The sequence below is a fragment of the Streptomyces sp. NPDC054956 genome, assembly GCF_053609185.1.
Genome location: NZ_JBSGXB010000038.1, coordinates 1 through 14,081 on the forward strand (window position 1 = coordinate 1; position 14,081 = coordinate 14,081).

General features: G+C 73.6%; 9 protein-coding genes. 7 read left to right on the forward strand and 2 right to left on the reverse strand.

Features of this window, described 5'->3' with window-relative positions; genetic code table 11:
- Positions 1–1,648: AAA family ATPase (locus ACWGDE_RS09955; RefSeq protein WP_453388490.1), on the reverse strand; the 1,648-nt coding region annotated here is incomplete at its 3' end.
- A gap of 551 nt (positions 1,649–2,199) precedes the next feature.
- Between ACWGDE_RS09955 and lanL the strand changes: the two genes are divergently transcribed.
- From lanL to ACWGDE_RS09990, 7 genes are all read left to right on the forward strand, one after another.
- Positions 2,200–5,028 carry a class IV lanthionine synthetase LanL gene (gene lanL, locus ACWGDE_RS09960; protein WP_453388491.1) on the forward strand — a complete coding sequence of 943 codons (2,829 nt, stop codon included), beginning with the start codon at positions 2,200–2,202 and terminating at the stop codon, positions 5,026–5,028.
- The gene (locus ACWGDE_RS09965; RefSeq protein ID WP_453388492.1) at positions 5,025–6,863 is read left to right on the forward strand and encodes an alpha/beta fold hydrolase; all 1,839 of its coding nucleotides are present in this window, start codon (positions 5,025–5,027) and stop codon (positions 6,861–6,863) included. The genes lanL and ACWGDE_RS09965 overlap by 4 nt, the downstream gene beginning before the upstream one ends.
- 5 nt (positions 6,864–6,868) lie before the next feature.
- Entirely contained in the window at positions 6,869–6,991 is a 123-nt protein-coding gene (locus ACWGDE_RS09970) for an ALQxL family class IV lanthipeptide (RefSeq protein WP_453388493.1), read from the forward strand.
- Between the two features lie 46 nt (positions 6,992–7,037).
- Positions 7,038–7,160 (forward strand): ALQxL family class IV lanthipeptide, encoded by a 123-nt coding sequence (locus ACWGDE_RS09975; RefSeq protein WP_453388494.1) that lies wholly within the window; start codon positions 7,038–7,040, stop codon positions 7,158–7,160.
- Between the two features lie 46 nt (positions 7,161–7,206).
- Positions 7,207–7,329: an ALQxL family class IV lanthipeptide gene (locus ACWGDE_RS09980; RefSeq protein WP_453388495.1), complete on the forward strand. Its 123-nt coding sequence runs from the start codon at positions 7,207–7,209 to the stop codon at positions 7,327–7,329.
- Between the two features lie 227 nt (positions 7,330–7,556).
- Positions 7,557–9,284 carry an ABC transporter ATP-binding protein gene (locus tag ACWGDE_RS09985; RefSeq protein WP_453388496.1) on the forward strand — a complete coding sequence of 576 codons (1,728 nt, stop codon included), beginning with the start codon at positions 7,557–7,559 and terminating at the stop codon, positions 9,282–9,284.
- The gene (locus ACWGDE_RS09990) at positions 9,266–11,032 is read left to right on the forward strand and encodes an ATP-binding cassette domain-containing protein (RefSeq protein WP_453388497.1); all 1,767 of its coding nucleotides are present in this window, start codon (positions 9,266–9,268) and stop codon (positions 11,030–11,032) included. The genes ACWGDE_RS09985 and ACWGDE_RS09990 overlap by 19 nt, the downstream gene beginning before the upstream one ends.
- 38 nt (positions 11,033–11,070) lie before the next feature.
- Here the strand turns inward: ACWGDE_RS09990 and ACWGDE_RS09995 are convergent, their stop codons facing one another.
- Complete coding sequence (locus ACWGDE_RS09995; RefSeq protein ID WP_453388498.1) at positions 11,071–13,974, reverse strand: helix-turn-helix transcriptional regulator; 2,904 nt, start codon at positions 13,972–13,974, stop codon at positions 11,071–11,073.
- Positions 13,975–14,081 lie beyond the last annotated feature (107 nt).

Here is a 14,081-nt window from a genome sequence, read left to right on the forward strand (position 1 = left end):
GCCCGTGACTGCGGGCGAGGAGGCCGTCGAGCTGAGCGTCGGCCTCGTCGTACCGCCCCAGGGTCACGCCCACCGTGGCGAGTTGCAGCCGGAGCGGGTCTGGGAGCGGATCGTCCGGCGGCCAGTGGGCCAGCTCCTCCTCGAGGACCTGCTCGGCAGTCCGGGGACTGCCGAGCACGCGCTCGACGAGCGCACGGAGCGCCACGATCGCAATGCGCTGGTCGGGCTGGTCGTCCGGTACGAGGCTCAGGGCCTCGGCGAGGGCTTCGCGGCTGGCGGCGAGATCGCCGGTCATGCCACTGGCGCGGGCCAGTGCGAGCAGCAGTCCGAGCCGCTCGCGGGCCGCGGCCCCGGATCGCCGCGCAGCACACAGGTCCAGGGCCGTACGCAGCCACGGTCCCGCGATCGACGGCGCCGCGTGGAGCGTCAGGGTGGCTGCCTCGGACAGAACGCGGACGGCCTCCGCGTCCCCCGCCCGGGCCGAACGCGCGACGTGGGGCGCGCGCTCCACCGGTCCGGCTCCGCTGCGGCGCAGCGCACGATCGGCCCGTCCGTTCGCGGCCAGCCACCAGCCCGGCGGCGTGTCCCAGGACACCACCTCGCGCAGCAGCGGGTGCCTGAACCGGAGCCGTTGGCGGAGGTCTCCCCGTTGGCCGGGTGTGCTCGCGGCCCTGACGAGATCCTTGGTGGCGAGGGCGTCGAGGGCCTCGAACGCCACCGGGGACGGCAGGGCGGCCACGGGAGCGAGGAGCAGGGGGTCGAAGGGGTCGCCGAGCACCGCGGCGGCGCGCAGCACACAGACCTGTTCGTCGGTGAGCAGCGCGCAGTCGTGGGCCAGAGCACCCCGCAGGCCGTCCGGCAGGGCGCAGAAGCCGCCGGTGCCTTCGACGGCCAGTGCGCGCAGCACCTCGAGATAGAACGGATTGCCCCCACTGGCCGTGTACAGCCGGTCCCGTTCCTCCGGAGCGGGTCCGGGGCCGAGCAGGGCGTCGCCGGCCTGCCGGTCCAGCGGGGAGAGCGGAACGCCGATCGTGCGGTACCGGGCGGCGGCGCCGCGCAGGGCCGCGATCAGCTTCGCCGGCGCCTGGCGTGACCGGTAGGCGTACGCCAGGACGAGCGGTGCCCGCGGCGGGTGCCGCAACACATGGTGGAGCAACCCGAGCGTGCCCTCGTCGGCCCAGTGCAGATCGTCGAGGCAGAGCAGCACTCCGCGGCCGCGGTCCGCGGCGGTCAGAAGCCGGGTGACGGCGTGGTGCAGAGGGTCCCGCTCGTCTCCGGGGAACGGTGCCGCCGCCCTCGCGCAGGCCCCGCGGCCCAGCACCAGGTCCAGGAGGGCCGCGGTCTCGTCGTCCGGTGCTCCGGGGGACGCCTCGTGGCGCGTACGACCCTCGTCATCGGCGAGTTCATCGGCGAGTCCATCGGAGAGCTCGTCGACGCACCGGCGGACGGGATCGGCGAAGGCCCCGAGGACGCGCTGCCGCTCGAACTCCGAGGCCGTCCCCGAGAGCGTTACGAGTCCCTCCGCGCGGGCCAGAGCGCCGAGTTCGGCCAGCAGCCGCGTCTTGCCCAGGCCCGGATCGCCGGTGATCTCGAGGACCGCCGAGGCACCGCCGGCACAGCCGGTGACGGCCGACCGCAGCAGTGCCATCTCGTGCTCCCGGCCGACCGGTGATCGGGGGCGCCGTTCCCCCGCGCTCCCCGCCCGGCCGGTCTGATCCAGGTGGACCACCCGGCCCAGGCGGCCCGCGCCGCCTGCCGACCGGGCCCCGTTCCCCCGCCCACTCTGCTCCAACAAGCCTGCCTCGCCTTCTACTTCACGCCTGCACGGCATCGCAGCCATCGCCCGGGTCGCGGACCCGTCGCCCGCCGTCTGCGTGGTCTGCGCGGCGGGTCAGGACGGTTGATCCGATCTTCGAGCACGTAGCCGGGCGTGGACATCGTGGAAATCACGCAGATCCCGCACGGATAGCGGCGGACAGCCGCGCAGCGCCGTGCCGCCCGGGCCGAGTCCGTGCCCGGGCCGAGTCCGTGGCTCGGGCACCCCTTGGGGATGAGCCCGGGAGCTCGCTGAGGGGTCCCTTGCCCCCTCCCGTCACCACATCAAGGGTCGAACCCTCATGCTGCGGACGCCGCGGCCCTGCCAGATTCGTCGCCGAGGTCGCCGCCGGGCGACGGTCGTCGGGAGGAGCGCACGGTCGGATGCAGGAATTTCGCTTGCGGTGGGTCGTGGAGGCGGTGCTCGCGGAGCGTCGGGCGGGCGGCTGGACGCTCACCGAGGACGACGTGTGGTGCCGTGTAGTGCCGGCCGAGGACGCGGCAGCGGAGCGGATCCAAGGGTGGAAACTGCACGTATCGGCCACCCGGTTCTCCGCGCCGGAGGTGCTCCACCGGGTGGCGGGGCTGCTCGTCGACGAAGGCTGCGCCTTCAAGTGCGCCAAGAGCATCGCGATCGTGGAGGAGCTGACGGGGGAGCGCTCCGACCGGGCCCAGTGCGGAAAGGTCATCACCGTCTACCCGGCCGACGAGGAGCGGTTCCGCGCGCTCGCCTCCGCGTTGGACGACGCCACCGCCGGGCTGCCGGGTCCCGCGATCCTGTCCGACCGTCCTCTGCGCCCCGGCAGCCTGGTGCACTACCGCTACGGCGCCTTCCAGGGCGTTCCGGTGCTGACCGACGACGGGGTCCACCAGCTACGGGTGGCCGGTCCGGACGGCAATGCCGTGGAGGACCTGCGAAAGCCGTGGTTCTGCCCGCCGCCCTGGGCCGAACCGCCCTTTCCCGAACCGTCGCGGACGGCGGCCCCGGGCCCCAGGTCGGCGCCCCGGCCGGTGCTGATAGCGGATCGCTACGAGGTACGTGAGGCCATCCGCCAAGCGGCCCGCGGTGGCGTGTACCGGGCCGTGGACCGCGAAGGCGGCTCGTCAGTGATCGTCAAGCAGGCCCGCGCTCACGTGGGGGTCCGGTTGAACGGCCAGGACGCCCGGGACGGCCTGCGGGCGGAGGCGGCGGCACTGTCCGTGCTGTCCGGGATCGCCGCGGAGCCGATCGAGCTCATCGACAAGGACGGGCACACGTTCCTGGTCGAGTCGCTGCTTCCCGGACGGACGCTTGCCGCGTGGGTGAACGACCGCCTCGACGAGACGGGTCCCCTCACCGGGCTCGACCCTCGACAAGCGCTGCCGCTGGCATGGAAGCTGGCGGATCTGCTGGCTCGAATACACGAACGCGGCTTGGTCTACCAGGACTTCACCCCGTCCAACATCATGGTGGCCCCGGACGGCGAACTGAAGCTGATCGACCCGGAGCTGGCGGCCGTCCCCGGCCGCTGGGCCGCACGAGGCCACACACCCGGGTTCGCGGGCCGGGAGGCGCTGGCGAACCCCCACTGGGGCCCGGCGCCGCAGCAGACGGCCGACCTCTTCTCGCTGGGCACGGTGCTGTTCTTCGTCACGGTGGGAACCGCCCCGTTGTTCGGTGAGGACAAGCCCGAGCCCGAGCCGGTGGACGGCCGGTTGAGCGCCCTGCTGGCCGCAGTCTGCGAGCACAACCCCGCGGCCCGGCTGCTGGCCCCCGCGATCCGCGGGCTGACCGCCGACATCCCCGCGGAGCGCTGGTCCATCGACCGCCTGCGGACCTTCCTGGCCGGGACGGCCCGGGCCGAGGCTGCTCCAACCGATGCTGCTCTAACGGGCGTTGCGCGCACCGACGACTCCGCGAGGTCCGTCGTCCCTGCCGGGTGGTCGCGGACGTCCTGGGCGAGCTCCCCGGATGCGCCGGACCGGCTCGCCCCGGCCGAGCAGGAACGGATGGCCGACGACGGTCTGGCCCATGTCCTGGCCACCCTCGCGGAATCCGAGGCCCATCGGCTCTGGCCCAGCACCGTCTTCGGCGACGGCACGGACCCCTGCAACGTCCAGCACGGCTCCGCGGGCGTCCTCGGCGTGCTCACGCTGGCCGACCACCTGCTGGACCGGGAGGAACTGCACGCGGCCGTGGCGCGGGTCGCACGCTGGACGGACCGGCGCCGCAGGGTGGTGCCCCGGCTGCTGCCCGGACTGTACTTCGGCCGCTCCGGTACCGCCTGGGCGCTGTTCGACGCCGCACGCCACCTCGGCGACGCCGGGATGGAAGAGCACGCGGTCGAACTCGCCCTCGACGTACCCGTGGTGTGGCCCAATCCGGACGTGTGCCACGGAGCCGCGGGAGCGCTCCTCGCCCAGCTCCACCTGTGGCGCGGGACCGGGCACCCGGAGTTCCTCGACCGTGCGCGCACGGCGGCGAACGCGCTGCTCGCGGCCGCCGTGCGGGAGGACGGCCAGGTGTACTGGCCGGTGTCGGCTGATATGGACTCCCAGCTGGCAGGAATCACCCACCTGGGATTCGCCCACGGTGTCGCCGGCGTGGGCTACGCCCTCCTGGCGGCAGCGCAGGCGACCGGCGAGCAGAGGTACCTTGAAGCGGCGGTGGCCGCCGGCGCCACGCTGGCCGCTACGGCCGAGCGCGCACCATGGGGGACCAGCTGGCGCACCGACCGACGTGACGCGCCCGGCACGGGCATGCGGTTCCACTGGTGCAGCGGGTCTTCCGGAGTGGGCACGTTCCTGCTGCGGCTGTGGCGTGCCACCGGCGACACAGGCTGTCTGACCCTGGCGGAGGAGGCCGCCGCGGCCGTTCGGCACGTCAAGTGGACATCGGGCACATCGGCCTGCCACGGCCTCGCGGGCAACGGCGAGTTCCTCCTCGACCTCGCCGACGCGATCGGCGGCCCCTACCACGGCTGGGCCGAGGAACTGGCCGCTGCCATGGTGTTGCGCCAGGCGGTCCACGGGGAACGCCGGCTGGTGCCGGACGAGTCCCTGCGCACGGTGGCGGTCGACTACAACGTGGGGCTGAGCGGAGCGGTGGGGTTCCTGCTGCGTCTGCGCCACGGCGGGGGCCGGCCCTGGATGGCCGACGGGCTCGCGACGGACACCTTCTGCGACGCGGGCGCCGCCCGCCGCCCCGCCGGGCAGGAGGCCACCGGGCGATGAACACCACAGCGAAGGCTCCAACGCCGTCGGTCGATCAGGATGCGATGATCTCCAGGATCAGCTTCCGGTTCTCCGCCGACGGCAGCCGGGCCGCCTGCCTGGCGGCCGACGCGTCCGGCCACCACCACGCCGAGAGCTGGAGCTTGCACGGCGACGGACCCCGACGCGACTTCGCGGCCGCGCTGCCCTGCGACCCGGCGTACACCATGGTGCTGCCGCTGGACTCCCGACGGCTGCTGGTCTCCCGTCACGGAGCAGCCGGCACCCAGATCATCGAACTGCTCCACCACGACGGACACCGCACTCCCGTCGGCACCCGCTCGGGACGGCCGCTGCGCCTGCTGCCCGCCCCCGCCCATACCGACTGTCTGGCGCTCGCCTGGCCGGGCGGCGGGGACGCGGGGGATTCGGGAGCGGCCACGGGCGAAACCGCGGTGCTGTACGCGGTGGACGAGGCCACCCCCTGGCTACGGGAAGAGGCCCGGCTGCCGGGACCGGCCCTCGACGCGGTCGTCTGCGGCCGGCGGATCCTGCTGACGGTCGCTCCGGCCTCCGGCAGGGCGCTCGTACTCGTCGATCCGCGCAGCGGCGCGCTGACACCGGTGCCGTTCGTCGACCCGGCCTCCCGCGTCCTGGCCGCCGCGGGTGACCTCGTCCTGCTGGCGCACCGCGGTCCGCGAGGCGTCGCACTCGCACTCGCCGACCTCGGTGAGGGGACAAGCCGCCCCCTTGAACTGGGGGCCGAACTGCGGGGCGTGGCCCATCCTGTGGCACTCGATCCGACCGGCACGGTCGTGGCCGTCGTCGGAACCCTCGGTGCCCGGTCACAGCTCAGCCTCTGGGACACCGTGACGGGTGCCGTCCACCGGATCCGCCTGCCCGAGGGGGAGCTGCCTCCGTGCGCGGCCTGGACGAGCGCGGGCCTGTGGCTTGCGTACGCCGGCCCGGACCACCCCCGCACCATCGCCTGGGTCGCTCCCGACGAGGACCGCCTGCGGGTACCCGTCCCACGGACGGGGCCCTGGCTGCCCGCCAGGGTGGAGACCTTCGCAGGCGCCGACGGGCCGGTCGAGGCCGTGGTCTACGGTCCCGACTGGCGTACCAGCCACCGCGTCGTGGTGGCCCTGCACGGAGGCCCCGCGAGCCGCTGGACCCTGGGCTTCGAGCCGATGTTCCAGGCGCTGGCCGCGGCGGGCATCGCCGTGGTCGCGCCCAACCAGCGCGGCAGCACCGGCTACGGAGCCGCGCACACCCTCGCCATCGTCGGCGCCTGGGGCGTACCCGACCTCGCCGACGTCGCGGCCATCGGATCGCTCATCACACGGCACCGCGCACCGGGCCTGGAATCCCCGGCCGTGTTCGGCATCAGCTACGGCGGATATCTCGCCCTGCTCGCCGCCGCCACCCAGCCGGACGCATGGTCCGCGTGCGTGGCCGTCGCCCCGTTCCTGTCCGGCCCCCGGCTGCACGCCGACGGCTTCGCCACGGTGCGCGGCATGGTCGAGCGCCTCGACGGGCTCACTCCCGCCGACGACGCGTTCGGACCGCGGGACGTGGAACGGCTGGCGCCCGGCCTGCGGGCCCGGCTCCTGCTCGTCCACGGCGCACGCGACGAGTCCACGCCGGTGGCTCACTCACGCGCCCTGGCCGAGCGGTTGACCGAGCTGGGGCGCCGCGAGGGCGCGGACTTCCACTACCTCGAACTTCCCGACCACGGCCACGCCGCCCTCGGCGCGGCCGTCGGGGACCCGGTCACCGCCGCGGTGACCGCGTTCCTCACCTACGGCGGCGGGATCACCCGCCCCGGACGCCCACTGGCTACGGAGAGGGGGTGATCAACATGGCTTTCGAACTGGACCTGGACGCTCTTCAGGAGCTCCCGGCCGAGGAGGAGCAGGCAGGCGGCTGCGTCTACACGTGCACCGGCACCTGCAAGTCGACCTGCCTCATCACGGCCCCGTGATCCGGGCCTCGCTGCCACTACGCGCAGTGACAAGGAGGTGATCAACATGGCTTTCGAACTGGACCTCGACGCTCTTCAGGAGCTCCCGGCCGAGGAGGAACAGGCAGGCGGCTGCCTCTACACGTGCAAGGGCACCTGTCCCGCGACCTGCACGATCACGGCGCCGTGATCGGCTCCTCGCCGGCAACACGCGTAGTGACGAGGGGGTGATCAACATGGCTTTCGAACTGGATCTGGACGCTCTTCAGGAGCTCCCGGCCGAGGAGGAGCAGGTAGGCAGCTGCATCTACACGTGCAGCGGCACCTGCAAGCACACCTGCCCGATGTCGTCGCCGTGATCCGCTTTGCAGGAACTCTCCGTTGAGAGGAACGGGCAGGCTCTTGAGCCTTCGCCCGCACCCGCACCGGAACCTGCAAGTCGACCCGCCTCATCACCGGCACGTGATCCGGTCCCCCCGCCGCCATGCGGCGGGGGGACCGGGGGCCGGGCCGGGGCGCTCACCGCACTCCGGCCCAACCGGCCCGCCACAGGTCTTCCCGTACGACGACATCCCACGGAGGCACCATGCCCGCCCCGACCGGCGGCCGGCTGTTCGCGGCCACCGCGCGGCGCGTTCGCCCACGACTGGTCCTGCTCACCGCCGCGCTCACCGTGAACTCCGGCACCGGGCTGGCGATCCCGGTACTGCTCGCCGCGTGCGCCGACGCGGTGCTCCGCGACGAGGTCTTGAGCGGGCCCGTCACCGCACTCGTGGCCCTCGTGTCGGCGGGCGCCCTCGCGGAGGCCGCCGTGCTGCGGCTGTCGGTGTCGACCTCGGCGGTGGGTACCGCCTGGCTGCGGATGTCGACCGTGCGCAGGCTGCTGGCCATCGGCCCCCGCTCGCCGTACTCCGTCGGCGAGTCGGTGACGCATGTGGTGCAGTCCGCCCCGCAGGCGGCCTCCTTGCCGGCCGAGGCCGCCGAAGCCGCCGTATCCGCGATCGGTTCGCTGGTGGCACTGGTGGCGCTGTGGGCGGTCGACTGGCGCGCGGGCCTCGCCTTCACCGTGCTGACACCGCTGACCGCATGGGTGGCCCGCAGATTCATCGCCGAGGCAGGCGACGCCGAAGCCCGCTACCTCGACGCCCGGACGCGTATGGCGACCCTGTTGGTGACGGCCCTGTCCGGGGCCCGCACCATCCGGGCGGCCGGCACCCTGGCGGCCGAGACCGAGCGCGTCGTCACTCCGCTGGCAGACGTGTCCGCCGCAGGCCATGCGAGCTGGCGCACCCAGCGCCGGGCCGTCTGGAAGATCGGCGTGCTGGCGGCCCTGACCCAGATCGCCGTCCTCACCACGGCGGGGCTCGACGTGGCCGCGGGGCAGATCAGTCCCGGCGAACTGCTCGCCGTGACCGGATACCTCTCTCTGGCCACCAACCTCCTCGACCAGATCGACATCGCACTGGCCCTCGCACACTCCCGGGCCGGCGCCTCACGCCTCGCCGCGGTCCTGGACGAGCCGGTGCCGCAGGGCGGTCCGCGCCGCAGTCCACCGAGCGAAGGCTCCGTTTCGCTGCGTGGCGTGAGCGTCCACCGCTCCGGCGAACTCGTCCTGGACCGGCTCGACCTGGAGGTGCCCCACGGCACCTCGGTCGCGCTGGTCGGCGCCACCGGATCGGGCAAGAGCCTGCTCGCCGCGCTGCTGGGCCGACTGGTGGAGCCGGACGAAGGCGAGGTACGAGTGGGCGGCGTTCCCGTGTCCGAACTCGAGCTCGCCACCCTGCACCGGACCGTGTCGTACGCCTTCGAGCGCCCCGTCCTCGCGGGACGGACCCTGCGCGAGGCGATCCTGTTCGGCCGCCCCGAACTGCCCGGCCACGCCGCGGAGGACGCGGCACGCGCCGCACAGGCCGACCACTTCGTACGGCGCCTGCCCGGCGGTTACGACACGCCGGTGCGGCTCGCCCCGATGTCGGGGGGCCAGCTCCAGCGCATCGGCATCGCCCGCGCACTGGCGAGCCCGGCACTGGTGTACGTCCTCGACGATGCGACATCCGGCCTGGACACCGTGACCGAGACCCAGATCGGCGACGCCGTCACCGCGCGACTCGGCGGCCGCACCCGCCTGGTCGTCACCCACCGCGCGATGACCGCCGAACGCTGCGACCTGGTGGCCTGGCTGCACGCCGGCCGCATCCGCGCCCTGGCGCCCCACTCGGCGTTGTGCGAAGACCCTGACTACCGGGCCGTCTTCGCGTGCACCCCGGTGCCCACCGCAATCGACGAGGAGGAGCGATGCCCGGCCGACCGCTGACCACCCGGCCGCCCGGCCAGGCCGCGCAGAAGCAGCGTCGCACGACGGGACGCCTCGGTCTGAGTCCAGCCGCGTCCATGCTGCTCGCGGACTCGCTTCGGGGGAGTGGACGGCCGTTGCTGCGCATCGCCGTCCTGTCGGCCGTCGAGGCGGCCCCCGCCCTCGCCTCCGGCTGGGTGACCGCCGTGGCTCTCGACGAGGGTTTCCTGAAGCACCGTCCGGACATCGGCGTGGCCTGGCTGGCCGTCCTCGCCGCGCTTCACCTCGTACGCGCCGTCGCCGAGCGCGGGATGTTCGACCCGATGGCCGCGGTGATCGAGCCGATGCGCGACCGTCTCACCCGTCGCGTCGTCCACAACAGCCTGGGCCAGGCGACCACCCTCGACCAGCCACCCGACACCTCGAGCGTGCTCCGGATGACGAGCCAGGTCGACGCCGTACGCAATCTGACCGCGGCGCTGATGCGGACCGCCCGCCCGCTGGCCATCACACTCCTCGCGGCGCTCGCCGGTCTTGCCGGGCTCGCACCCCTGCTCGCCGTCCTCGTCCTGGTACCGCTCACGACGGCGATCGCGGTGTTCCTGTGGACGACGCGCCGGCTGACCGCCCTGCGGAGACACGCCCTGATCGCCGCGGAAGAGGTCGCCGGGTGTGCCGGGGAAGTCCTCACCGCCGCACGCGACATCGCTGCGCTCGGCGCCGAGCGGCAGGCGGCCGCGCTCGTCGAAGCCCGGTCCGACGAGGCGGTGCGGACCCTGGTGCGGGTCGGCCGTGCGGCGTCGCTGCGCGTCACCGTGATCCTCGTCGGCGGCTACGTCCCTCTGGTGGGCCTTCTGCTGATCGGACCCCGGCTCATCGAACAGCGCGCCATCACCACGGGCGCCCTGATCGGCGCGGCCACGTACGTCGCGGGTTCCGTCGTACCCGCACTACAGCTCATGACCAGTGCCGTCAGCGGTTACTGGAGCCAGCTCGGGGTGCTGCTGCACCGGCTCGCCGACGCGGCCCCCGAACCGCCGCCGGCCGAAGCGCCGGTGCCGCCGGCGCCGCCCGCGGACCCCGCCACCGCCGACCTCGTCGTCGACCGGCTCGACTTCGCCTACGGACCCGGTGCGGACCCCGTGCTGCGGGGCCTGGACCTGCACGTACCGTACGGCGACCACCTCGCGATCACCGGAGCCAGCGGAATCGGGAAGTCCACCCTCGCCATGCTCCTCGCGGGCATCCGGACGCCGACCTCGGGCGCGGTCCGCGTCGCGGGCCGACCCGTCACCGCTCTTCCCGAAGACCGGCGCCGCGGCCTCATCGCCCTCGTCCCGCAGGAGGCCTACGTCTTTCCCGGCACCGTGCGGGACAACCTCCGCTACCTCGCCCCCTGGGCTGCTGACGCCGAGATCGCCGATGCCGCCGCCGCGGTCGGGCTGACACCTCTCCTCACCCGCCTCGGCGGCCTCGACGCCGTACTCGGCGACCCCGCCGGCACCCTCTCCAGCGGGGAGCGCCAGTTGCTGGCCCTCGGCCGGACGCATCTGTCGTCCGCCGCGATCGTCATCCTGGACGAAGCAACCTCACACCTGGACTCCGCCGCCGAGGACGTCGCGGAAGCCGCCTTCCGGGCCCGGCCGGGAACGCTGATCGTGATCGCGCACCGCTCGAGCTCATCGGCCCGTGCCGACCGAGTCCTCCACCTCGACGGCGATCGCATCACCCTCACCATCGCGACCGCATCCGCCGGTGATCCGGCATGACCCGCTCCGCCCTGCCCCCGCGGCCCGGTGAGCGACGGTCAGCCGCCCGCCCGAGGGGCGCCGTCGATCGCCGTACGGGTGACGAGGCTGGCGAGGGCCGAACGGGACCGTACCCCCGCCTTGCGGTAGACGGCCGTCAGATGGGTTTCGACGGTACGGCGGCTGAGGTGCAGTCCGTCCGCGATGGCGTGGTTGCTCAGCCCCTGGGCCACCAGTCCGGCGATCTCCCGCTCACGCGCCGTCAGCACGGACAGCTCCGGGGGTACCTCCCGGTCCTCATCGGCCGCTTGGGGACGCATCATGCCGGCCAGGTCGACCAGCAGACGTGCCCCGCCGTCGGTGGCGAGCCGGTGGGCCCGCTGCCACATCACGGCGGCGCGCGGGCCGTCACCCGCGTTCTGCGCCAGAGCGGACGCACGCAGGAGGGAGTACGCCTCCCACAGAGCGGCCCCCATGGTGGTGTACTCCCGCGCGGCCCCGTCGAAAAGGCGTATCGCCGTGGCCGTGTCGCCCCGGTGCTCGGCGAGCGCGGCCGACGCGCGCAGGGCTGCCGCACGCTGGCCGCCCAGACCGAGCCGGTCGGCCTCCTCGACGGCGCGCGCCGCCCAGGTTTCGGCTTGCTCCACGCGGCCGTCGGCGAGCGCGGTGGCGACGAGCAGCTCCAGCTGAGCGGGGAGTATCGACGGCTGCACCCGTTTCAGGTCGCTACCGCCTCCGGCCCTGAGGATGGCTTCCTCGGCACGGCGCGCATCACCGTTCACGAACGCCGTATGGCCGAGGATGCACCAGGCCAGCGACGCCCACCAACTGTCGCTCGCACCGGCCGTGGAGACGGCCTCCTCGGCGACCGCCATCGCCCGCGAGTCCCCCAGCGGGGATGCCACGAGAACGATCAGCGGGGTGAACGACAGTGTGAAGGTGAGCAGTTCGCTGCCCCCGATGCCGCGCGCGATGGACTCCGCCTCATCCGCCGACTCGAGTGCGGAGGGCAGCCGACACGTGTTGAGATGGACGTACGCCCTGCTCATCAGCAGATGGGGCAGCAGATAGAGCTGACCGCTGCGGCGCGCGATGGCCAGACCGCGATCGGCGTGCCGCTCGGCCTCGGCGTAGCGCTCCAGCAGTGTCTCCGCCCAGCTCAGCCACACCAGTGACTCGCACAGTTCGGTGAGGTGCGGGTCGGTCAGCCCGTCGGCCAGCAGCGCCGCGTCGTCGGCGAACCGGCAGGCCGCCGCGATATCGCCTTCGTATGCCTCCCCGAGCGCGCACAGGGCCAGTGCCGCGGCCTCACCGGTACGGTCGTCGTGGGCGCGCGCGAGGGCGAGGGTCCGAGCCACCTCCTCGCGGACGCCGGGGTACGACACGGACAGCAGGGCGGACATGCCGAGCGCGAGTCCCAGGGACACCGCCTGGCGAGGTGACGGGCCCGGGCTGCGCGACAGTTCACGGCGCAGCAGCGCGGTGGCCTCAGGGGAATGCCCCAGATGCCGCTCCATCACGGCGCACTGGGCGATGGCGTCCGCGCGCAGCGACGGGTTGTCGGCGCAGCACGAGTCGATCACCTTGTGCAGCAGATCACGGCTCTCCCGCAGATTGCCGCCGACGCCGAGCGCACGAGCCCTGGCCAGCGTCAGCTCACCGCGCCGCCGGGTGTGCTCGGGCGTGTTCGGCAGCAACCGCAGCACGACGTCCAGCAGATGGGCGGCGGTGGCCGGCGCCGTGTGGGCGAGCTGGTCGGCCGCTTCGGTGAGCACCGCGGCCGCCGCCGGGTCCCAGCCGGTCAGCGACCTCTCCACATGGTGGGCGCGCTCGGCGGCCGATGCGCCCGCGCGGGCCAGTTCGTCCGCGGCACGGCGGTGGATCCCGGACCGCTCGTGGGGCACGGCGTTCTCGTACACGAGGGCCCTGAGCACCGGGTGCCGCAGCGTCCACCGGCCCCCGGGCGCGGGACGCAGCAGGTCACGCCGTGCCAGAGCAGCGGTGAAGTCGGCGAGTTCGCGGGCCTCGTATCCGGTGGAAGAGGCGAGCATGCCCGGTGTCGTGTGATCGCCGAGCACCGCGACCGTCTCGACGGTACGGCGCTCGGGCCCGCTCAGCGGGGTGAGCTCGTCCAACAGCAGGGCGCGCAGACCGCTCGGCACCCCGACGAGGTCGCCGTGCCGGTCCGCGGCGGGGGCGCCGGGCAACCGCCCGCCGCTGCGGTACGCGTGGAGCAGGGACTGCAGGTACAGCGGGTTGCCCTCGCTGGCCGCGAAGAGCTCCGCGGCGTCACCCGGCGGCAGATCGGCGGCGAGTTCCCTGAGGGACTCCCGCTCGGGGAGCGGAGCCAGCTCCATGGGAAGCACGACCCCGCTGTCGATCCCGCGGGTGAGCGCCGCGGTGAGCGATGTCGGCGTCTGGCGGTCGCGGCGCGCCACGACGAGCAGCACCCGGCCGCTCACCGGATGGCGCACGAGGTGGTCCAGCAGTTCCAGCGAGGCCGGGTCGGCCCAGTGCAGATCGTCCAGGGCCACCAGCAGCCCGCGGTCCCCGGCACTGTTCGCGAGCCGGGCCAGCAGACGCGCGACCGCACGGTAGACGCGGAAGCGGTCGGCCGCGCCGGGGGCACCGGACGCCGCATGGGAGACGCCGCGCACCACGGGCGCCGCCTCCGAGAACGGGGCATCGGTGCCGTCGACGTCCACGAGGCCGGCGTCGATGTCCGCGAACGCGTCCGTGAACGCCTGGAACGGGGTGTGCCGCTCGAACTCCGTTGCCCTGCCGCGTAGTACGGCCAGCCCGCCGTGCGCGGCCCTCGCGCACAGCTCTCCCAGCAGACGGCTCTTCCCGATCCCCGCGTCTCCGGTGATGTCGACCACCGCGGGCACGCCGCCTCGGCCGATACCCGCGATCAGAGAGTCGATCCGCCCCAACTCCTCGGTCCTGCCGACCAGTTTCAGCACGCTTTTACTATCGCACGCATGCGACGCGGCCTTCCGGCGGCTCCTCTGAGGCTGTCCCGGGCTGAACCGGCGTGAACGTCTCCTGCGCAGCTCGCCGTTGCTACAGT

Bases quoted from the DNA above. Each gene is read 5' to 3' on its own strand.
- lanL (WP_453388491.1), top strand. From the start codon at position 2,200: ATGCAGGAATTTCGCTTGCGGTGGGTCGTGGAGGCGGTGCTCGCGGAG.
- ACWGDE_RS09965 (WP_453388492.1), top strand. From the start codon at position 5,025: ATGAACACCACAGCGAAGGCTCCAACGCCGTCGGTCGATCAGGATGCG.
- ACWGDE_RS09970 (WP_453388493.1), top strand. From the start codon at position 6,869: ATGGCTTTCGAACTGGACCTGGACGCTCTTCAGGAGCTCCCGGCCGAG.
- ACWGDE_RS09975 (WP_453388494.1), top strand. From the start codon at position 7,038: ATGGCTTTCGAACTGGACCTCGACGCTCTTCAGGAGCTCCCGGCCGAG.
- ACWGDE_RS09980 (WP_453388495.1), top strand. From the start codon at position 7,207: ATGGCTTTCGAACTGGATCTGGACGCTCTTCAGGAGCTCCCGGCCGAG.
- ACWGDE_RS09985 (WP_453388496.1), top strand. From the start codon at position 7,557: ATGCCCGCCCCGACCGGCGGCCGGCTGTTCGCGGCCACCGCGCGGCGC.
- ACWGDE_RS09990 (WP_453388497.1), top strand. From the start codon at position 9,266: ATGCCCGGCCGACCGCTGACCACCCGGCCGCCCGGCCAGGCCGCGCAG.